The following is a 19629-nucleotide window of genomic DNA, read 5'->3' as shown; positions in this document are numbered from 1 at the left end:
GGCAACTACGAGCGTCCGAGATAGTTGCAGGCGCCGTATATTGCACACGCTTGATAGTGCCGCGCCGCGAGTGGCGGCCGCAAGCCGGGGAGTGGTGAACCGTGTCACTGGACGACGACGCCGTCGAAGCCCGCGCGCAGGGTTGGCGGACGCTGGCCGCGCTGCACGCGCGGATCGAAGACCGGCTGCAGCGCGCCCTCGAGCGCGACCACGAGCTCTCGGTCAGCGAGTTCACGGTCCTGGACGTGCTGGCCCGCCAGGACGGCTTCCACCTGCGGATGAACCAGCTCGCGAACGCCGTCGTGCTGAGCCAGTCCGCGACGACGAGGCTGGTCACGCGGCTGGAGAGCCGCGGGCTCCTGGCCCGCTACCTGTGCGCGGACGACCGCCGGGGGATCTACACCGAGGTGACGCCGGCGGGACAGGCGTTGCTGACGGTGGCGCGCCCGACGCACGACGCTGCGCTGGCCGAGGCGCTGGCGGAGGCGGAGGCGCTGCCGGAGCTGGCTCCGCTGGTCGGGGCGCTCGGCGCGCTCAGCTTCCGCGGGACGGCCCCGGCGTGACCGGCGTGCCGGGACCTCCCGTGCGGGTGCTGGTGTTCTCCAAGACGGCCGGGTACCGGCACGACTCGATCCCGGCCGGCGTCGAAGCGATCCGCGAACTGGGGTCGGCGCACGGGTTCGAGGTCACGGCGACCGAGGACGCGTCGGTGTTCACGACGCTCTCCGCGACCGCGGTCGTGTTCCTGTCGACCAGCGGCGAGGTGCTGGACGCGGCGCAGCAGGCGGCGTTCGAGTCCTATGTGGAGGGTGGCGGCGGTTACGTCGGCGTCCACGGCGCCGCCGACACCGGGTACGACTGGCCCTGGTACGGACAGCTGGTGGGCGCCTGGTTCGACCGCCACCCGGAAATCCAGCCGGCCCGGTTCGTCACCGAGGACGCCACCCATCCGGCGACCGCGCACCTGCCGCCCGTGTGGACCCGCACCGACGAGCTGTACGACTTCCGCGCCAACCCGCGTGGCCGGGTGCGGGTGCTGCAGTCGCTGGACGAATCCAGCTACACCGGCGGCGGGATGGGCGCGGACCACCCCATCACGTGGTGCCACCCGCAGGGCCGCGGCCGGGCGTTCTACACCGGGCTCGGCCACCCGCCCGAGTCCTACGCCGACCCGGCCTTCCGCGCCCTCTTGCTGGGCGCGATCCGCTACGCCGCGGGAGAAGTCCCCGCGGCGTAGCGGAGGCCGGTCAGCGGACGCCGAGCAGGTGCTCCAGGGCGAGCTGGTTCAGCCGGGTGAAGTGGTAGCCGCGCGCGGCCGCCGCGTCGAGGTCGAACTCGTCGTTCAGGACGTCGTCGAACGTCTCGCCCGGGGCCAGCGTCGGCGTCGACAGGTCGGGGACTCGCGAGGCCGCCAGCGCCTCGACGACCTCCGGGTCCGACCGGAACCTCGCCGACTTCTCCTTGAGGATCAGGTACGTCCGCATGTTCGCCGCGGCCGACACCCAGACGTCCTCGGCGTCCTCGGTGCGCAGCGGCTTGTAGTCGAAGTGCCGCGGGCCGTCGTAGCCGCCGTTCTCCAGCAGGTCGACCAGGAAGAACGCGCTCTTCAGGTCGCCGTGGCCGAAGATCAGGTCCTGGTCGTACTTCGGGCCGTGCTGGCCGTTGAGGTCGATGTGGAACAGCTTGCCCTGCCAGAGGGCCTGCGAGATGCCGTGCACGAAGTTCAGCCCGGCCATCTGCTCGTGCCCGACCTCGGGGTTGAGCCCGAACAGCTCCGGGCGCGCGAGCTGCGAGATGAAGCCCAGCGCGTGCCCGATCGTCGGCAGCAGGATGTCACCGCGCGGCTCGTTCGGCTTCGGCTCCAGCGCGAAGCGCAGCGAGTAGCCCTTCTCGACGACGTAGTCGGCGAGCAGGTCGAGGCCTTCCTTGTAGCGGTCCAGCGCCGCGCGGACGTCCTTCGCCGCGTCCGACTCGGCGCCTTCGCGGCCGCCCCAGACGACGTAGGTCTCCGCACCCAGCTCGGCGGCCAGGTCGACGTTCCGGCGCACCTTCCGCAGCGCGTACCGGCGGACGTCACGGTCGTTGCTGGTCAGGCCGCCGTCCTTGAACACCGGGTGGGTGAACAGGTTCGTCGTCGCCATCGGGACCTTGAGGCCGGTCTCGGCGAGCGCCTTGCGGAACCGCTCGATCGCCTTTTCGCGGTCCGGCTCGGTGGCCAGGAGGTCGTCGTCGTGGAAGGTCACGCCGTAGGCGCCGAGCTCCGCGAGCCGGTGCACGCTCTCGACCGGGTCCAGCGCGGCCCGCGTCGCGACCCCGAACGGATCGTTGGCGGGCCAGCCCACGGTCCAGAGGCCGAAGGTGAACTTGTCGGCCGGCTGGGGAGCGTAGTCGCTCATGACTGTCCCTTCATTTAGTTCACGTTGTAGACTAAATATGCGCCGCGGTGGTCCCGGGCGTCAAGAGGGCCCGGTTACAGTCTTCGCGGGAGGACACGATGACGCAGGCCGTGCGGCACGAGGGAATGCGCGCCCGCAACCTCGAGGTCGTGCTGGGGGCGGTCAGCCGCGGCGGCCCGCTCACCCGGGCCGCGCTCGCCGAGGTCACCGGCCTGACCAAGTCGACCGTGAGCAAGCTCGTCGGCGACCTGGTGGACGCCGGCCTGCTCGCCGAGACCGGCCCGGCGCGGGCGGGCGAACGCGGGCGCCCGGGCGTGGAAGTCGTGCTCAGCGGGGCCCGCGTGGCGGCCCTGGGCCTGGAAATCAACGTCGCCTACCTCGCCGCGCGCGTGCTCGACCTCACCGGCGAGGTCCGCGTCGCCGCCCGCCGCGAACGCGACAACCGCGGATCGCGGCCCAAGAAGGTCATGGGGGAGTTGCAGGAGCTGGCCGCCGACGCGCTCGCCGAGGCCCACCGGCTGGGGCTCGAGGCCGCGGGCGCGGTGCTGGCGGTGTCCGGCCCGGTCGGCGACGGCGTGCTGTTCAGCGCCCCCAACCTCGGCTGGCAGGACGTCCGCCCGGCCGACCTGCTGCGCCTGCCGGTCGCGGTCGAGCTGGACAACGAAGCGAACCTCGCCGCGCTCGGCGAGCTCTGGTACGGCGACGGCGAACGCGACTTCCTCTACGTCTCCGGCGAAATCGGCATCGGTGCCGGCCTGGTGGTGAACGGCGTGCTGTACGCCGGCGCGACGGGCCTGGCCGGTGAACTGGGGCACGTCGTGGTGGCCCCGGACGGCTCGCCGTGCCGCTGCGGCGGCGCCGGCTGCCTGGAGACCTACGCCGGGCAGGAAGCGTTGCTGGCGGCGGGAAAAGCCGTCTCGGTGCCGGCGCTGCTGGCCGCGCTGGAACGCGGCGACGAGACGGCGCTGGCGGCGTGCACGGCGGCCGGGCGCGCCCTCGGCATCGCCCTGACCTCGGCGGTGAACCTGCTGGACCTGGACCGCATCGTGCTGGGCGGGGTGTTCACGCAGCTGTACCCGTGGCTGTCCGGCCCGGTGTCCGAGGTGCTGGCCAAGCGCCTCGGCGGCCTGCGGGGAACGCCCCCGGTCCTGACGGCCTCCCGCCTGGGCGGCGACGCGGCCACCCTCGGCGCGGCCGGCCGGGTCATCCACCGCGTCCTGGCCGATCCGGCCCCGTTCGTCACCCGGGCCCAGGAAGCCTAGACAGCGTGAAGGCCGCCTCGAAGGTTCTCGAGGCGGCCTTCACGGACTTGCCGGACTAGCTCACCGCGGTGATCTGCACCAGCGACGAGCCGACCGTGACACCGGTGTCGGTCTGCACGGTCAGCTGACCGCGCAGGGTCCGGCCCGCGGCCGGGGCGGCGGTGGCCGTCACCGTCGCCGGCACGGTCCACGAGCTGCCCGACGCGCGCGGGGCGTTGGCGTCGGTCACGGCGATCGAACCGAACGCCGGGTTGGTGAACACGTCGAGGTAGTCGTAGGCCGTGGTGCCGCCCGGCACCGCGTACCCGTCGACCAGCGCGACCCACACACCCGGCGCCGGGTTGGGCACGGTCACCGACTCCTCGGAGTCACCGTCCGCGCTGACGCCCGCCTGCACGCAGGAACCGGTCGTGCAGTTGTACAGCACCAGGTCGAGGTCCGTGCCCACCACGGCGGGGCTGCCGATCGTGGCGGTCAGCGACGTCGAGCCCGGCGTCACCGCGATCTGGTACTGCTGCTGCGTGCCTTCGGTGATCGTCGGCCGCTGCGTCTTCGCGCTGCCCAGCGTGGCGCCGGTCAGCTTGCCGGTGAACGTGCCGAGCGTGTTCTGCACGGTGTAGGACCGCGAGATCGGCGTGCCCAGCGTGGCCGAGGCGATGGTGTCCGGGTTCGGCGAGATCGCCGTGCCCAGCACCGAAGCCGACAGCTTGTACGGCGCTTCGTCCACATCGGACGTCCGCCGCGCTTCGACGACGATCTCCCACACGCCCGGCAGCGGGTTGGCGATGGTCCGGCTGGTCGGCGTGCCGCCGGCGCAGCCCGCACCCGCGTCGGGCAGGTAGCACGCGGTCGTCGCGGTGCTGGCCTCGGCCGGGACACCGGTCGGGTCGTACCGCAGGAACCGCACCTGGCCCTTGCCCGGGGCGCCGGCGCCGGCGTCCAGGTCCACCTTCAGCGCGCTGGCGCCCTGCGGCACCCGCACGAAGTAGCTGGTCGCCTGGTTGCGGGCGGCCTTGCCCGCGTTGTCGACCTGGAAACCCTGGCCGGCCACGAACTCCTGCGGCGCGAAGACCGTGTTGAGCGTCTGCACGTCGATGCCGATGGTCAGCGGGTTGTCCAGGTAGAGCAGGGCCGAGTGGACCCCGGCGCTCTTCGGGTTCACCTTCACGTCGAACTTCACCGGCGTGTTGAGCGGCAGCACGACCGTCGAGCCGGAGGAGTACGTGCCGTCGTTGCCGACCCACCGCGCGAAGTACGGCACCGGGTGCGCCGAGCCCGTGGTGCGGGTGATCGTGTACGTGCGGGTGTAGGCCTTGCCGACCGTCACGCCCTCGCGGTCGTGGATGCCCACGCCCGTGTTCGGCTTGGCCAGCAGGCCCGACAGCGCGGTGTGCACCTCGACCGACGTCGAAACGGCGTCCGGCTTCGGGTTCAGTGAAAGCGCCACGAACGCGGCGGGAACGTTGAACAGGCCGGCACCCTGGGCGTACGCGCCGATGCCCGGCACGAACCGCGCGGTCGACTTGATCGCCGCGCGCAGCTGCGCCACCGGCGGCCGCTGGCCGTTGTGCGTCGCCTTGTACGCGCTCACCAGCAGCGCCGCCGCGCCGGTCGCCTGCGGCGCCGCCATCGACGTGCCCTGCAGCATCGCGTAGCCGGCGGGCAGGGTGTAGGTGCCGGGCACCGGGCTCGGCGCCTCCCACCGCGGGACGGTGGCGATGGCCGCGCCGGGCGCGATGATGTCCGGCTTGAAGCCGCCGTCTTCACGCGGGCCGCGCGAGGAGAACGGGTGCAGCGACTCGGCGTTCTTGGTGACCGAGCCGTAGTTCGACAGCCAGGTCTCCTTGGTGATGTAGGAGCCGACCGAGATCGCGTCCGTGGCCACCGACGGGTCGCCGACGGTGTTCGCCCCGGCGCCGCTGTTGCCGGCCGAGATGAAGATCTGGACGTTGTACTCGGCGATCGTGCGGTTGTAGAGCTCCGCACGGGCGTTGTTGCCGTCGTTGAGGGCCGGCAGGCCGCCGATCGAGATGTTGATGACGTCGGCGCCGTGGCTGGCCGCGTAGACGACGCCGTCGATCAGGCCGGAGGAGGTGCAGCCGGAGCTGGTGAGGCAGACCTTGACGGCCAGGACCTTCGCGCCCGGAGCCGCGCCGTCCATCTTGCCGCCGAACAGGTCGTTGCCCGCGGCGATGCCGGCGACGTGCGAGCCGTGCTCGGCACCGGCGATGCCGATGCCGACGTAGCCCGGCTTGTCGGTCTGGACCACGAAGGCCATCCGCTCGGCGATGTCGGTCGCCGGGTTGTCGGTGCCGAAGAAGCCGACGTCGTACTTCTTGTTGTAGTCGGTCATCGGCTTTTCGTCGGTGAAGTCGCCGTTGCCGTTGAGGTCGACGCGGACCTCCTTGGTGGCGCTGTCGAGCAGCACGCCCCAGGAGTCGGCGCGGTCGCCGTCGCGGTTGACGTCACCGCCGGTCTCGCTGTCGGCGGCCCCCAGGTCGCCGGCGGTCTCGCTGAAGAGGCCGAAGGTGTACGGGCCGCCGGTCGCCGGGGCCGTCCACGTCTTGCCGTTCGCGGTGAAGGTGCCGGTGTAGGTCTCGGTGGACTGCTTCACCCAGGTGCCGTCACCGGAGTTGGTGGCGTTGGCGTTGTACCAGTCGACGATCTTGCGTTCGCCGTGGCTGGTGGTGGCCAGCGCGGGGGAGTCGAGGTCGACGCCGGAGTCGAGCACCGCGACCGTGGTGTCCTTGCCGTCCCAGTTGGGCAGGACCTGGCCGAACTGCGCCGCGTAGGTGTCCCCGGTCGGCAGGTACGGGTTGACGCGCGGGGTGTTCTTGCCCGGGGCCGGCTGCGGCAGCGGGGTGGTCGCGCCGTCGGGCTTCGGGTCGTCGCGCTGGATGAGCCCGTCGACGTCGACGGCGTTGACGGACTTGAGCTTCGCGGCCTTTTCGGCCTTGTCCGGCGGGATGCTGACCTTGACGTAGTCGAGCTTCGTGTCGGTGGACTGGACGACCCCACCGAGGGCCTTGAGCTCGTTCACGGCCGTGCCGGTCTGGCCCTTTTCCGCGGCGATCAGCAGCGTGACGTCGGGCTTCCCGGCCTTCTCGGCTTCGGCGACGAGCGCGCGGTCGTGCTCGTCGAGGGTCTTGCCGTCGGCCGCGCCGCTGGTCGGCGGGGCCTGCTGGGCGGAGGCCACCGGGACGGCGACGCCGAGGACGGAGGCGCCGAGTGCGGTGGCGAGGACGGTGATCCCGGCCCGCCGTCTCCAGCGCGATCTGTGCTGTGTCACTGAAACGACCCTTCGTGAAGATGTGCGTCCGAGCAGTACACAGGCCGGGATCTTCGGTAGCAATCAGACAGTTAGCCCATAGACCGCAATTGGTTGCGAGCCAAATGGAGTAATGCACTGCCCGGTTAGGAGGCCACCCGAACCGCGGCTTTCGCGTGAAAGCTGCGCCTTGCTATACGTGCGTGCAGCGGACTATATTCACGTGTAGTCGACTACACGTACGTATAGGACGCTGATGAACGCCGAAGACCTGACCGCGCGGGCCCGGATCCGCGACGCCGCCATCGACCTCTTCACCGAGCGCGGCATGGAGAAGACGTCGATCCTCGACATCGCCCGGGAAGCCGGGGTGTCCGGCGGCCTGATCCGGCACCACTTCGGCTCCAAGGAAGGCCTGCGCCAGGCGTGCGACACGTACGTCTTCGACGAGCTGGTGAAGTTCAAGGAGGAAGTGCTCGCGAAGGGCGCCGCGAACCCGGGGTTCCTGCCGTCGTTCGACGCCCGCCAGCTGCGCTACCGCCGCTACCTGGGCCGCGCGCTGATCGACGGGTCCGAAGCCGCTGCCGCGCAGTTCACCGAGATCGTCGACAGCACCGAGCGCTACTTCCGCGAGGAGGGCTTGGAGATGCCCGATCCACGCGGCGTCGCCGCCGCGCTCGCCGCGATGACCGGCGGGCTGATGATCCTGCAGGACCACGTCGCCCGGGCGCTCGGCGAGGAACCGGGCACGAACGAGGCGATGCTGCGGATGTCGGCGGCCGCCGGGCACCTGTTCCTCAACCCGCTCGCCACCTCCGAAGTCCTCGAAAAGGCCCGCGAAGCGCTGGCCGCCTACCAACGGGAGGAATGAGATGGCCGACGCGATCACCGCCGAAGGCCTCACCAAAGCGTTCGGCCGGACCCGGGCCCTCGACGGGCTCGAGCTGACCGTCCACACCGGCGAGGTGCACGGGTTCCTCGGGCCGAACGGCGCCGGCAAGACCACCACGATCCGCGTGCTGCTGGGGCTGATGCGGGCCGACGGCGGCCGCGCCACCCTGCTCGGCGGGAACCCCTGGACCGACGCCACCGAGCTGCACCGCCGGCTCGCGTACGTCCCCGGCGACGTCACGCTCTGGCCGAACCTCACCGGCGGCGAGGTCATCGACCTGCTCGGCCGGCTGCGCGGCGGCCTCGACACCGCTCGCCGCGCGGAGCTCGTCGAGCGCTTCGACCTCGACCCGCGGAAGAAGGGCCGGACGTACTCGAAGGGCAACCGGCAGAAGGTCGCGCTCGTCGCCGCGCTGGCGTCCGATGTGGAGCTGCTGGTCCTCGACGAACCGACGTCCGGGCTGGATCCGCTGATGGAGGAGGTGTTCCGGCAGGTCGTCGCCGAAGAGCGCGAACGCGGCGACCGCACGGTGCTGCTGTCGTCGCACATCCTTTCCGAGGTCGAGGCGCTGTGCGACCGCGTCACGATCGTCCGGGCCGGGCGCACGGTCGAATCCGGGACCCTGGACGAACTGCGGCACCTGGGCCGGATCACCATCGACGCGTCGCTCGCGCACGTCCCGGCGGGACTCGAAGCCTTGCCGGGTGTGCACGACCTGAGCCGGTACGGCTCGCACGTGCACCTGTCGGTCGACCAGCCCGCGCTCGACGACGTCATGCGGCACCTCGCCGAGGCGGGGCTGCGGAGCCTGGTGAGCCGTCCGCCGACGCTCGAAGAGCTGTTCCTGCGGCACTACCGCCACGACGAGCCGGCCGGAGCGGCGCGGTGACCGGGACCGGGGCGCTGCTGCGGCTGATCCTGCGCCGGGACCGGTTCCTGGTGCCGGTCTGGATCCTGGGTCTCACGCTCGCGCCCGTCGGCTACCTGTCGTCGATCAAGGCGGCGTACCCGGATGCCGCGGCGCGGCAGCACTTCTTCGACGTCAACGCTTCGAGCGCGACCTTCGTCGTGCGAAACGGCCCGCTCTACGGCTCGTCGACCGGCAACCTGCTGGCGTGGCAGTGCGGGTTCGTCCCGGTCGTCGCGGCGTTGATCGCGCTGCTCACCGTGGTGCGGCACACCAGGACCGAGGAGGAAGCGGGCCGCCGTGAGCTCACCGGGGCGACGGTCGTCGGCCGCCACGCCGGGCTGGTCGCGGCGGTGCTCGCCGCCTGCGGTGCGTGCCTGGCGTTCGGCTTGCTCGCCGCGGCCGGCCTCGCCGCGCAAGGCGTCCCGGTGGCGGGCGCGCTGGCGCTCGGGGCCGGCTTCGCCGTGGCGGGCTGGGTGTTCGCGGGGGTGGGTGCCGTCGCCGCGCAGCTCACCTGGGGTGCGGGCGGCGCACGGGGGTTCGGCATCGGGGCGCTGGTGCTGGCGTTCCTGCTGCGCGCGGCGGGTGACAGCAGCGGCTCGGCGGCGTGGCTCGCGTGGCTGTCGCCGATCGGCTGGGCGCACCGGCTGCGGCCGTTCGCCGGGGAACAGTGGTGGGTCCTGGCGTTGGGTGTCTTCGCCACCGGCTTCCTGGTTGCCGTGGGGGTGGCGCTCTCCGCTCGTCGCGACCTGGGGGCGGCGCTGCTGCCGGCGCGTCCCGGGCGGCCGGCGGCGAAGGCGTCGCTGCGCTCGCCGTTGACGCTGGCCTGGCGGCTGCAGCGGGGTTCTCTGCTGGTCTGGACCGCGTGCCTGGCGCTCGTCGGGCTGCTGATGGGCGGCGTCGCGCAGAACGTCGCGGACGTGCTGCGGGACAACCGGAAGATCGCGGACGTGTTCTCGCGCGTGGGCGGCGGCGGTGCGGTGGTGGACGCGTACCTGGCGGGCACGATGACGTTGTTCGGCCTGGCCGCGGCGAGTTATGCGGTGCAGGCGACGCTGAAGCTGCGTGCGGAGGAGGCGGCGGGCCGCGCGGAACCCCTGCTGGCGACGGCGGTCGGCCGCATCGGCTGGGCACTGGCGCACCTGACGTTCGCCTTCGCCGGCTCGGCGTTCGTGCTGGCGGTGACGGGCTGGGCGACGGGCCTGGCGTACGGGAGCGGTTTCGGCCTGGTGCCCGCGGCACTGGCCCAGCTGCCGGCGGTGTGGGTCCTGACGGGCCTGGCGGTGTTGCTGACCGGCTGCTTCCCGCGCTTCGCGGCGGCGGCTTGGGGGCTGCTGGCGGCGTTTTTGGTGCTGTCGCTGGTGGGTTCGGCGCTGCAGTGGAACGACGTGGTGCTGGGGATCTCGCCGTTCCAGCACCTGCCGCGGCTGCCGGGCGGAACGTTCACGGCGGCCCCGGCCCTGTGGCTGGCGGCGATCGCGGCGGCGACCGGAGCGGCAGGCCTGTTCGCTTTGCGGCGCAGGGACATCCCGGTGGGATGAGACTCGCACGCGACCACGGCGGGGGTCCAGGGGGCTTGCCCCCTGGCGGGGGTGCGGGGGTTCGACCCCCGGAAACACCGCGAGGCGAGGCCGGTGCGCGCTTTTCGCGCACAGGCCTCGCCCCGAGGCTCGCGTGGCAACCGAGGGAGTCGAACCCTGCGCGGCTTGTGAAGGCGGCGCTCCTGACCGGCCCTGACCCTTCGGCGGGCGACGGCTGCCTTGTATTTCAACAGTAACCGGTACCCGGATATTTCCCATCTCAAGCCGTGCTTCACCCGGACGGGTCGGGCTGGCAAGGTGGTCCGCATGGATGATCTCCTGCTGCGCCGCGTCCGGCCGGGGCTCGGCGGCGACCTCGCCGACGTCCGCGTGAACGACGGGCGGATCACCTCGATCACCGAGCCGGGGTCGACCGGGTTCGCCGCGCGGGTCGTCGACGGGCACGGCGGGACGCTGCTGCCGGGACTGGTCGACGCGCACGTCCACCTCGTGCAGTGGGCGACGTCCCGGCGGCGCATCCCCCTGGACGCGGCGCGCTCGGCGGGGGAGGCGATCGAGCTGCTGCTCGCGCACCTGCTGGCGACGCCGGCGCCGCAGACGGAACTCGTCGTGGGCGCGGGGTTCCGCGACGCGCTGTGGCCCGACCGGCCGCACAAGGACCTCCTGCAGCGGGCGCTGCCCGGGCGTGCGGTGGCGTTGTTCGCCGCGGACCTGCACACGCTGTGGCTGAGCCCGGCGGCGCTGAAGCTGATCGGCCGCGACCACCCGACGGGCGTGCTGCTGGAGGGCGACTGCATGAGCGCGACGGCCCAGCTCCCGACGGCGGCGATCGACGTCCAGGACCGCTGGGTCGCGGAAGCGGTTTCCGCGGCGGCCGCGCGCGGCGTGACGCAGCTCGTGGACTACGAGTACGCGGACACAGTGGCGGACTGGACCCGCCGCGGCGCCCCGGCGGCGCGGATCTCGTGCGTGATCGCCAAGCACCTGCTGGACCGGACCATCGAACGCGGCCTCCGCACCGGCGACGTCCTCCCGGATTCGGGCGGGCGGCTGACAGTGGGGCCGTTCAAGCTCTTCGTGGACGGCTCGCTCAACACCCGCACGGCCTACTGCCACGACCCGTACCCCGGCGTCGATTCGCCGGGCTCGCTGGAACTGCCGCCGTCGGAGCTGATCCCGTTGATGCAGCGCGCGTTCGACCACGGGCTCCTGCCGGCGGTGCACGCGATCGGCGACCGGGCGAACACGATCGCGCTGGACGCGTTCGAGGAGATCGGCTGCCCGGGCCGCATCGAGCACGCACAGCTGCTGTCATCGGCGGACGTCCCGCGGTTCGCCGAGCTGGGCGTGATCGCGGCGGTCCAGCCGTCCCACCAGCCCGACGACCGCGACGTCGCGGACCGCCACTGGCACGGCCGCACGGAGCGGGCGTTCCCGTACCGGTCGCTGCTGGAGTCGGGCGCCCGCCTGGAGTTCGGCTCGGACGCCCCGGTGGCCCCGCTGGACCCGTGGGACGGAATGGCATCGGCGATTTCCCGGACGGACGACGACCGCCCGCCGTGGCACCCGGAACAGGCGATCCCGTTCACCGACGCACTGGCGTCGTCATCCGGCGGCCGCCGCGGCGTGGTGGTGGGCGACGTGGCGGACCTGGTGGTGACGGCGACGGACCCGTCGGCGCTGTCCCCGGCGGACCTGCGCAACATCCCGGTGACGGCCACGATCGTCGACGGCCACGTGACCCACCAGGTCTGATCCACACCCGCCCCAAGCGCCCCAAAGTGGCCTTCGGTGCGTGAGACGCACCCAAGGCGGCCTTCGGTGCGTCTGACGCACCGAAGGCCGCCTTGGGGCGCTTGAGTCCGGGCACCGCGAACGGAGGATTCCGGACGAAAATGACCGGAATCCTCCGTTCGCGGGGGACCGCGGCAAGAATTTGTCGGACGTGGTGGCCATCATCGCCGGCATGCAAAGACCAACCTGGACCAAACACCCGCTTGTCACGGGCCGCTCGGACAGCCCGGACGTCGTGCGAGTCGCCGAACTCGAAGAGATCGGCATGCCCCGCAGCAGCATCTACCGGCGATGTCTACCCGGCGGGCCATGGCGTCGGCTGTTGCCTGGCGTGATCCTGCTGCACCCGTCGGAACCCACTGATGAGCAACGGCTGAGAGCCGGTCTGTTGCGAGGCGGTGAGGACTCCATGATCACGGGCCTTTGGGCTCTGCGCCGGCATGGCCTGCGTGAAGTGCCTGCTCCGAGCGATGTCCACCTTCTGGTGCCGCATGAACGCGAGGTCACCAGTGCGGGCTTCGCTGTCGTGGAGCGCACTACCCGGCTACCGAACGCCGTAAGTCGCGACGGCTTGCCGATCGCGCCCGTCCACCGGGCCGTGCTGGACGGCGCCCGTCGTATCCGGGACTTCGACACCGTGCAGGGAATGCTCGCCGAAGCGGTGCAGCGACGGAAGTGCACTCCGGAACAACTCGATCGTGAGCTGTGTCGTGGCAGCCAGCGCGGTTCCGCGATCCCGCGGCGGGCACTCCAAGCGCTCCTTGCCGGCGCGGAATCGGTGGCCGAAGGTGACGCCTGGGAGATCTGGAAGCTTTCGGGTCTGCCGCCGGCCGAATGGAACGTCAACGTCTTCGATCAGCACGGCCGCTTCGTCTCGAAGCCGGACGCATGGTGTGAAGACGTGGCGTTCGCCTGGGAGATCGACTCGCGCAAGTATCACGAGGGCGGGAATCACTACGCGTCGACGCTGGCCCGCAACGCGCGATATTCGGCGGCGGGGATCGTGTGTCTGCAGACGCTTCCGAGTCGCCTCCGGACCGAACCCCGGGCGGTGATCGCCGAACTGCGCGACACGTACGCCGCAGCCTGCGCTCGCCCACGTCCGCCGGTCACCTCCCGTCCCTGACCCCGAGCGCCCCAATGTGGCCTTCGGTGCGTCTGACGCAACCAAGGCCACATTGGGGCGCTTGCGGCCGGGGGCTTGATTTGTCCACCGGACAACGGAAAAGATCCCACCGTGCATGTGACAACGTTGTCAGGAGGACACGGATGAGGCGGTTCACCTCACCAGCGAGGACGCGCGTCCTGGCCACCCTGCTCGCCGCGGCCACCACGATGGCCCTCGCGACGCCGGCCGAAGCGGAAGCCCGGTTCGCCGGCGATCCCACCACCCTCGTCGACACCTCGATCGGCAACAACGGCGACGGCACCACCTTCCCCGGCGCCACCACGCCCTTCGGGATGGTCCAGCTCAGCCCGGACACCCAGCTCAAGAAGTACGCGTCCTACGACTACGCGCAGGACACCACGCTCGGCTTCAGCCACACCCACCTCTCCGGCGTCGGCTGCCAGACCATGGGCAACTTCCGGTTCATGCCGACCACCGGCGCCGTCACCACGAGCGATCCCGCGAAGTACGGCGCCAAGTTCAGTCACGCCGACGAAGTCCGCCAGCCCGGGTACTACGGCGTCAAGCTCGCCAACGGCATCGAAGCCGAGCTCACCGCCACCCAGCGCACCGGCCAGCACCGCTACACCTTCCCGGCCAGTACCAGCGAAAACGTCCTCATCGAGGTCGGTGAGAGCAACGGCTACACCTACGCCGGCGACGTCCACGTCGTCGGGGACGACACCGTCGAAGGCTGGCTGCAGGGCGGCAACTTCTGCTGGGAGACGCAGAAGGAGCGGTACAAGGACTTCTTCAGCGCCAAGTTCGACCGCAAGTTCACGAGCTTCGGCACCTGGACCGACGACACGCTGACGCCGAACCGGCGTGACGCGAAGCTCGGCTCGCAGCGCACCGGCGCCTGGCTCACCTTCGGAACGGACAAGAACCAGGTCGGTGCCTCCGTCGGCCTCTCCTACACCTCCGTCGACGGCGCCCGGCTCAACCGGACCGCCGAGCAGCCGAAGTCGTTCGACAAGGCGCGCAAAGCCGCCCGCGACACGTGGCGCGACGAGCTCGACCGGATGCGCGTCGCCGGCGGGACCACCGCCGACCAGCGGACGTACTACAGCGCGCTCTACCGGTCGCTCCTGCACCCGTCCGTCGGGTCCGATGTGGACGGCGCGTACCGCGGCTTCGACGACGCCGTGCACCGCAGCCGCGACACCTACTACCAGATGTTCTCGCTGTGGGACACCTACCGCTCGCAGAACCAGCTGGTCGCGCTGCTGCACCCGGACAAGGCCGCGGACATGACCAAGTCCGTCCTCAAGATCTACCAGGACGGCGGCTGGGTCCCGCGCTGGGCGCTGGCCGGCGGCGAAACGAACGTGATGAGCGGCGACCCCGTCACGCCGTGGGTGGTCGACAACTACCGCCGCGGCCTGCTCGACGACAAGACCGCGCGTCAGCTGTTCGACGCGCTGTGGCGCAACGCCAACGAGGTGCCGGCGGACCAGTCGGTCTTCCGCGGCCGCGACGGCAACCCGACCTACGTGCAGAACGGCTGGATCGGCTACCAGGACCTGCCGGGCTACACCTACGGCGACACGCGCCAGGCCGGTTCGGCGACCCTCGAGTACGCCCTCGCCGACTGCGCCCTGTCGACCATGGCGTCCGGCCTCGGCTACCGCGAAAAGGCGGCGACGCTGCGGGCCCGCTGCGGCAACTTTGCCAAGCTGTGGGACACGAGTGTCGAATCCCACGGGTTCACCGGCTTCCCGCGCACCCGCGCGGCGGACGGCACGGGCGTCGGCGACCCCGATCCCGCGCAGTCCGTCGGCTTCCACGAGGGCACGCCGTGGCAGTACCAGTGGCTGGCCCAGCAGGACACCGCGAAGCTGTTCGGCCTGATGGGCGGCCCGGCGCAGGCGGAGAAGCGGCTCGACACGTTCTTCGACACGCCGCTGCTGCTCACCGACCCGGCGAAGGCGGCCAAAGACTCCTGGGTCCACGGCGCGTACGACTACCACAACAACTTCGCGTTCAACCCGAACAACGAGCCCGACCTGCACGCGCCCTGGATGTACAGCTGGACGGGTGCGCCGTGGAAGACGTCGGCCGTACTGCGGGCGGCGCGCACGCTGTTCACGGACACGCCGTACGGCATGCCGGGCAACGACGACCTCGGTACCATCTCGTCATGGCTCGTCTTCGGCATGACGGGCGTCTTCGAAGCCCAGCCGGGATCGGGGACGTACCTGCTCAGCACGCCGATGTTCGAGAAGGTCGAGATCCACCCGGACGGCGGCCGCAAGATCGAGATCGAGGCCCCGGGCGCGAGCGCGGCGAAGCTGCAGTACACAAAGGACGTCCGGATCGGACACGGGAGCTACGGCCGCAGCTGGATCTCCCACGCGGATCTGTTGCGCGCGGGGAAGATCCGCTTCTCCTTGAGTGACACGCCCACGGCGTGGGGCACGCAGGCGGCGCCGCCCGCGGTGTAGCCCGAGGTGACCTTCCCGCCGCCCCCGGCGAATTCCTGACCCGGCCGGACACCGACCTTTCGCGTGTTGGTGTCCGCCGGGCGGGACAGTTTCAATGGAACTCATGTTGAGGTGGCAGCAAGCGGAGGGAAAGCGGCACGCGCTCGACGGCGTGTTCCCGCCGCGTCCGGAGGAACGGTTCGTGGCTTTGTGCGGGGAAGAAGTGACCGTCGCGGTGCGCGACGTTCCGCAGCTCGGCGGTCATTGGTTCGACCCGACCTGCACCGAATGCGAGGCGGCGTGGCTCGCGCGGTGCTGACCGATGCCGATCGGGACCTGCGGCTGCTGGAGCGCATCCGCGACCTGCACGCCTCGCTCGCCCCCGACGTGGCGTGGCTGGCCAGGACGGTCGGGGAGGAGGCGCCGCGGCCCGACATCCTCCGCGACCTCGGGGAGCGCCTCGCCGACCTCGGCGCGGACCTCATCGCCCGAGCTGACGAGCTCGACGCCGAGGTCCGCGCCGGCCTCCCGGAGGACGGCTAGCTCCCCGAAGCGGGCGCGCGGCGGCGCGCCCTCGCCGTCGCCCACCAGGTCGGCCCGCACCCCCTCCGGTGCGGGCCGATCTTCCTCGCCCTCTGCGGCGCGGCTTGTTTCCCGTTCTACGGGAAGGACCCGACACTGCGGACAGTGCGCTACGAACGGTGCGAAAAGTGCCTCACGCGGTCAGCAACGCCGATAGCCGAGCTCGGTAACGCTGGGCCCGTGGGTCCGGGAACCGTCCGAACAGGGTGAGTGCCTCCCGGCGGCTCGCATCGGCTTCCGGCCGTTCGCCGACGTCGGCCAGCGCGGCGCCGAGATGGTCGAGAGCGAGCGCGAGCAGCCAGTTCTCGTCCAGCTCGCGCAGCATCGCAGCCGCCCGGCGACAGAACTGCACGGACTCTTCGGGTCGCCCCATCGCCCGGTACGCCACCCCGGTCGCATCCAGGGCTTCCGCCTCACGGGCGCGGTCACCGAGTTGCCGTTGGAGCGCTGCCGAACGCTGGAACGTCTCGAGGGCTTCGGCTGGTTGGCCGAGATCGATCTGCACGCGGCCCGCTTCGAGCAGCCAGAACGCTTCGCGCGCCGCGTTCTCGTCGGTTCGCGCGATCGTCACCGCGGCACGGATGTACTCGTCCGCCTGTGCGGGCTGGTCCAACTCGCGGTTCGCGCGGCTGAGACCCCGTAGAGCGTCGCCTTCGCCGCCGCGATCGCCCAGCCGGCGAAACCGGGTCAGCGCGGCAGTCAGCGCTTGCTGCGCCCGGTCGAACGATTCGAGTTCGAGATCGACGTTGGCGACGTTGTTGGTCGCCACGGCCAGCCAGTACGGCTCTTCGAGCGTCTCGGCCAGCGTCGCCACCCGGTCGAACAACTCGCGGGCGGCAAGCAAGTCACGCGCACGCAGCCGGGCGAGCCCGAGTGCGTTGGCCGAGTTCAATTCGCCGCGCGTGTCGCCGAGTTCGTGGCGCAAGCGCAACGCGGCCGACTGCAACCGGATCCCGTACTGCCGGTCGAAGTGCTGGGTGTGCGCTTTGCCCAGGCTCTCCAGCACTTCCGCTTCCGCGACGCGGTTCCCGAGCCGGCGGACGACCCGCAGCGCGGTGGTGCTGGTTTCGATCCAGTCGTCGAAGTGGTTGTGCTCGGCGTAGACCGGGTACAACGCGACGGGAAGCTGCCACGTGAGGTCGGACTGCTCCAGGTCGTCGGCCGTGCGCACGGCGCGGACGAGCGTCTCGCGCTCTTGCCGGTACCAGGCGAGCGCGCTCGCCCGGTCGGAGAACCGCGGCGGGATGACGTCCGGCTCGAGCGCGGCCGGGATCCACGGCAACGTGCCGGAGCCGACCTGGTCTCGCAGGCCGAGAGCGCCGTGGAGGTACCACAGCAGCACCCGGCGCGCGGCGGCCAACGTCGTGTCGGCGTCCTCGTCGGCGCGGGCCTGGTCACTGGCGTACATCCGGAGCAGGTCGTGGAACTCGTACTGATCGGCCTGGGGCTGTTCGAGCAGGTGCGCACCGACCAGGTTGTCCAGGATCCGCCGGGTGCCGGCGGGCGACCGGCCGGCGAGGGCGGCGGCGGCGCCGAGCGAAAACCCCGCGCCCGGGTGGAGACCGAGCAGGCGGAACATCCGGCTCGCTTCGGCGGTCAGCGCCCGGTACGACCAGGCGAAAACGGTGCGGATCGCGTCGGACTCGTCGTCGTCATCGGCCGTCAGTTCGTCCCACAGCGCGGATTCCTCACGCAGTTCCGAGATGAGATCCCGCAGCGGCAGCCACGGCCGGTTGATCGCTCGTTCGGCGGCGATCCGCAGCGCCAGGGGGAGCCGCGCGCACAACCCGGCCAGTTCGGCGACGTCCGCGGTGTCGTCCTGGTCGCGGTAGCCGGAGGTGATGCGCTGGATCAACTCGGTCGCCTCGGTCTCCGTGAGGACCCGCAAGCTGAGCCGGTGGGCGCCGTCACGGGCCACGAGCCCCGTCAGGCTGCTCCGGCTGGTCACGAGCACGAGGCACTCGCTGTTGCCGGGGAGCAACGGCCGGACCTGGCCGACCGTCGCGGCGTTGTCCAGCACCACGAGCACGCGCCGGCCGGACAGGAGCGACCGGAACAGCGCGCCTCGCGATTCGAGGTCGGCCGGCACCGCCGCGCCGGGGGTGCCGAGCGCGTGGAGGAAGCGCTCGAGCACCTCGTGGGGCGTGATCGGCGGCCCGGGGTCGTAGCCGCGGAGGTTGACGTACAGCTGGCCGTCCGGGAACCGGTCGCGGATCCGGTGGGCCCAGTGCACCGCCAGGGAGGTCTTGCCGACGCCCGCCGTGCCGACGACGACGATCGCCGCACCGGAGGCGGCGCTGTCGTCGACGAGCTGGTCGAGCCGCGCCAGGTCGTCGATCCGGTTCACGAAACCGCGCACGTCGGCGGGCAGCTGGCGGGGAACGGGGCCCGGCGGCTCGTCCCGGGCCGTCGGCGGGTTCACCACGCCGGGTCAGGTCGACGCCCGGCGACCTTCCTGGCGAAGAACGTGGCGAGGTCTTCGCCGTGGTCGTAGAGGTGCCGGACGGTCGCTGTCCAGCGGCGGATCAGCTCGCGGTCCTCGGATCTGAGCGCGCCCTCCAATTCACCGTTTTCGGAGTACAGGACCTGGTAAATGACCTTTCCGCCGAGGATGAACAGCTCCGGCAGCACTTCCTCGCGTTCGGCGTCCGCCACGGCGTCACCACCGATCACCCTGATCTTTCCGCCTACCTGCCGCCGCACGTGCAGCGAGTTCAGCTCCCAGAGCAAATACGGGCTGATCGGTTCTTCCACGACCCGCGCTCGCCGCACCGCGAACCCGTGCCGGGCGATGCGGTTTTCGTAGTCGGCGATTTTCTGCCTGCGCTCCTCCAAGAGCTGCAAGGCCCTGGGCCAATCGCCCGCGTTGAAGGCGTCCCAGCTCGTGTCGTCGCTCTCGACGAAGTGCTGTTGCCGCTCGAGCTTCCAGCACCCGCCGGCGTCGCTGCGCCAGAAGTTCTCGGCGTGGTCGGCGAGGTACTCGTCCGGTGTCAGCCGATCACCGGGCAGGGTGACGAGGGGTTTATGCATCGGGGATGTCCCCCTTGGCCGTGCGCATCATGATGCCCGGAATGACGACCAGCCGCTCGTCGGCACCGATGCTTACACCGTCGGGTAATCGCGTCGCATAGCCCGACGTGAGGTCGCGGCCGATGATCGCCACGTCCCCGTTCGAAAGTTCCCAGATATCCGGGCAGGTGGGGTCGTTGTTGGTCCGGTCGAGTTCGATCGCGGACTTCCCGAGACGACGTTTGAACGATGCGTTCGGATCGGCTTCCCACAGACGCGGCATCGCACGCTCCCCTTCTTTCGCCGGCGAACGGAAATTACAGCATAGAGATGATCTTGGTCCGTTGGCAATGAATTGGGCGCCAATTCGAGGCTCTGACCACTAAA

The 19629-nt window shown here is 71.0% G+C and carries 16 protein-coding genes; 11 read left to right on the top strand and 5 right to left on the bottom strand.

Going from position 1 to position 19629, the window contains the following annotated elements; genetic code table 11:
- Nucleotides 1–101: 101 nt before the first annotated feature.
- Together ACLJPY_RS17495 and ACLJPY_RS17490 are read left to right on the top strand one after the other, a co-directional pair.
- On the top strand, nt 102–563 hold the full coding sequence (locus ACLJPY_RS17495; RefSeq protein ID WP_410589704.1) for a MarR family winged helix-turn-helix transcriptional regulator: 462 nt from the start codon (nt 102–104) through the stop codon (nt 561–563).
- Between the two features lie 5 nt (nt 564–568).
- Entirely contained in the window at nt 569–1237 is a 669-nt protein-coding gene (locus ACLJPY_RS17490) for a ThuA domain-containing protein (RefSeq protein WP_410589703.1), read from the top strand.
- Between the two features lie 10 nt (nt 1238–1247).
- Here ACLJPY_RS17490 and xylA read toward each other — a convergent pair whose 3' ends face one another.
- Nucleotides 1248–2396 carry a xylose isomerase gene (gene xylA / locus ACLJPY_RS17485; protein WP_410589701.1) on the bottom strand — a complete coding sequence of 383 codons (1149 nt, stop codon included), beginning with the start codon at nt 2394–2396 and terminating at the stop codon, nt 1248–1250.
- Nucleotides 2397–2494: 98 nt separating this feature from the next.
- On the opposite strand from xylA, the gene ACLJPY_RS17480 reads away from it, so the two are divergent.
- On the top strand, nt 2495–3658 hold the full coding sequence (locus ACLJPY_RS17480; protein WP_410589700.1) for an ROK family protein: 1164 nt from the start codon (nt 2495–2497) through the stop codon (nt 3656–3658).
- Between the two features lie 55 nt (nt 3659–3713).
- Here the strand turns inward: ACLJPY_RS17480 and ACLJPY_RS17475 are convergent, their stop codons facing one another.
- Entirely contained in the window at nt 3714–6947 is a 3234-nt protein-coding gene (locus ACLJPY_RS17475) for a S8 family serine peptidase (protein WP_410589699.1), read from the bottom strand.
- A 235-nt stretch (nt 6948–7182) separates the two neighbouring features.
- Here ACLJPY_RS17475 and ACLJPY_RS17470 point away from each other — a divergent pair, with 235 nt between their 5' ends.
- The 8 genes from ACLJPY_RS17470 to ACLJPY_RS17435 all read left to right on the top strand — a co-directional run bounded on the left by ACLJPY_RS17470 (nt 7183) and on the right by ACLJPY_RS17435 (nt 16194).
- The gene (locus ACLJPY_RS17470; protein ID WP_410589698.1) at nt 7183–7797 is read left to right on the top strand and encodes a TetR/AcrR family transcriptional regulator; all 615 of its coding nucleotides are present in this window, start codon (nt 7183–7185) and stop codon (nt 7795–7797) included.
- A 1-nt stretch (nt 7798) separates the two neighbouring features.
- Nucleotides 7799–8707: an ATP-binding cassette domain-containing protein gene (locus ACLJPY_RS17465; RefSeq protein WP_410589697.1), complete on the top strand. Its 909-nt coding sequence runs from the start codon at nt 7799–7801 to the stop codon at nt 8705–8707.
- Nucleotides 8704–10266, top strand: coding sequence for an ABC transporter permease (locus ACLJPY_RS17460; protein ID WP_410589696.1), 1563 nt, complete (start codon nt 8704–8706; stop codon nt 10264–10266). The genes ACLJPY_RS17465 and ACLJPY_RS17460 overlap by 4 nt, the downstream gene beginning before the upstream one ends.
- 306 nt (nt 10267–10572) lie before the next feature.
- Nucleotides 10573–12021, top strand: a complete 1449-nt coding sequence (locus ACLJPY_RS17455; protein WP_410589695.1) for an amidohydrolase — start codon at nt 10573–10575, stop codon at nt 12019–12021.
- Between the two features lie 379 nt (nt 12022–12400).
- Nucleotides 12401–13186 (top strand): hypothetical protein, encoded by a 786-nt coding sequence (locus tag ACLJPY_RS17450; protein WP_410589924.1) that lies wholly within the window; start codon nt 12401–12403, stop codon nt 13184–13186.
- A gap of 143 nt (nt 13187–13329) precedes the next feature.
- Nucleotides 13330–15672, top strand: a complete 2343-nt coding sequence (locus ACLJPY_RS17445) for a GH92 family glycosyl hydrolase (RefSeq protein ID WP_410589694.1) — start codon at nt 13330–13332, stop codon at nt 15670–15672.
- A gap of 103 nt (nt 15673–15775) precedes the next feature.
- Nucleotides 15776–15970, top strand: coding sequence for a zinc finger protein (locus ACLJPY_RS17440; RefSeq protein WP_410589692.1), 195 nt, complete (start codon nt 15776–15778; stop codon nt 15968–15970).
- The gene (locus ACLJPY_RS17435; RefSeq protein WP_410589691.1) at nt 15952–16194 is read left to right on the top strand and encodes a hypothetical protein; all 243 of its coding nucleotides are present in this window, start codon (nt 15952–15954) and stop codon (nt 16192–16194) included. The genes ACLJPY_RS17440 and ACLJPY_RS17435 overlap by 19 nt, the downstream gene beginning before the upstream one ends.
- A gap of 172 nt (nt 16195–16366) precedes the next feature.
- Here the strand turns inward: ACLJPY_RS17435 and ACLJPY_RS17430 are convergent, their stop codons facing one another.
- Genes ACLJPY_RS17430 through ACLJPY_RS17420 form a run of 3 tightly spaced genes read right to left on the bottom strand, consistent with a single transcriptional unit; the run spans nt 16367 to nt 19525 of the window.
- Complete coding sequence (locus ACLJPY_RS17430; protein ID WP_410589690.1) at nt 16367–18658, bottom strand: ATP-binding protein; 2292 nt, start codon at nt 18656–18658, stop codon at nt 16367–16369.
- Complete coding sequence (locus tag ACLJPY_RS17425; RefSeq protein WP_410589689.1) at nt 18652–19263, bottom strand: DUF6879 family protein; 612 nt, start codon at nt 19261–19263, stop codon at nt 18652–18654. The genes ACLJPY_RS17430 and ACLJPY_RS17425 overlap by 7 nt, the downstream gene beginning before the upstream one ends.
- Nucleotides 19256–19525: a hypothetical protein gene (locus tag ACLJPY_RS17420; protein ID WP_410589688.1), complete on the bottom strand. Its 270-nt coding sequence runs from the start codon at nt 19523–19525 to the stop codon at nt 19256–19258. The genes ACLJPY_RS17425 and ACLJPY_RS17420 overlap by 8 nt, the downstream gene beginning before the upstream one ends.
- Nucleotides 19526–19629: the final 104 nt, after the last annotated feature.

It is taken from the genome of Amycolatopsis sp. lyj-23 (assembly GCF_046549135.1).
In the GTDB taxonomy this organism is placed as follows: Bacteria; Actinomycetota; Actinomycetes; order Mycobacteriales; family Pseudonocardiaceae; genus Amycolatopsis.
Note: the sequence above shows the minus strand (reverse complement) of the source record. Positions and strands in the feature narration are given on the sequence as shown.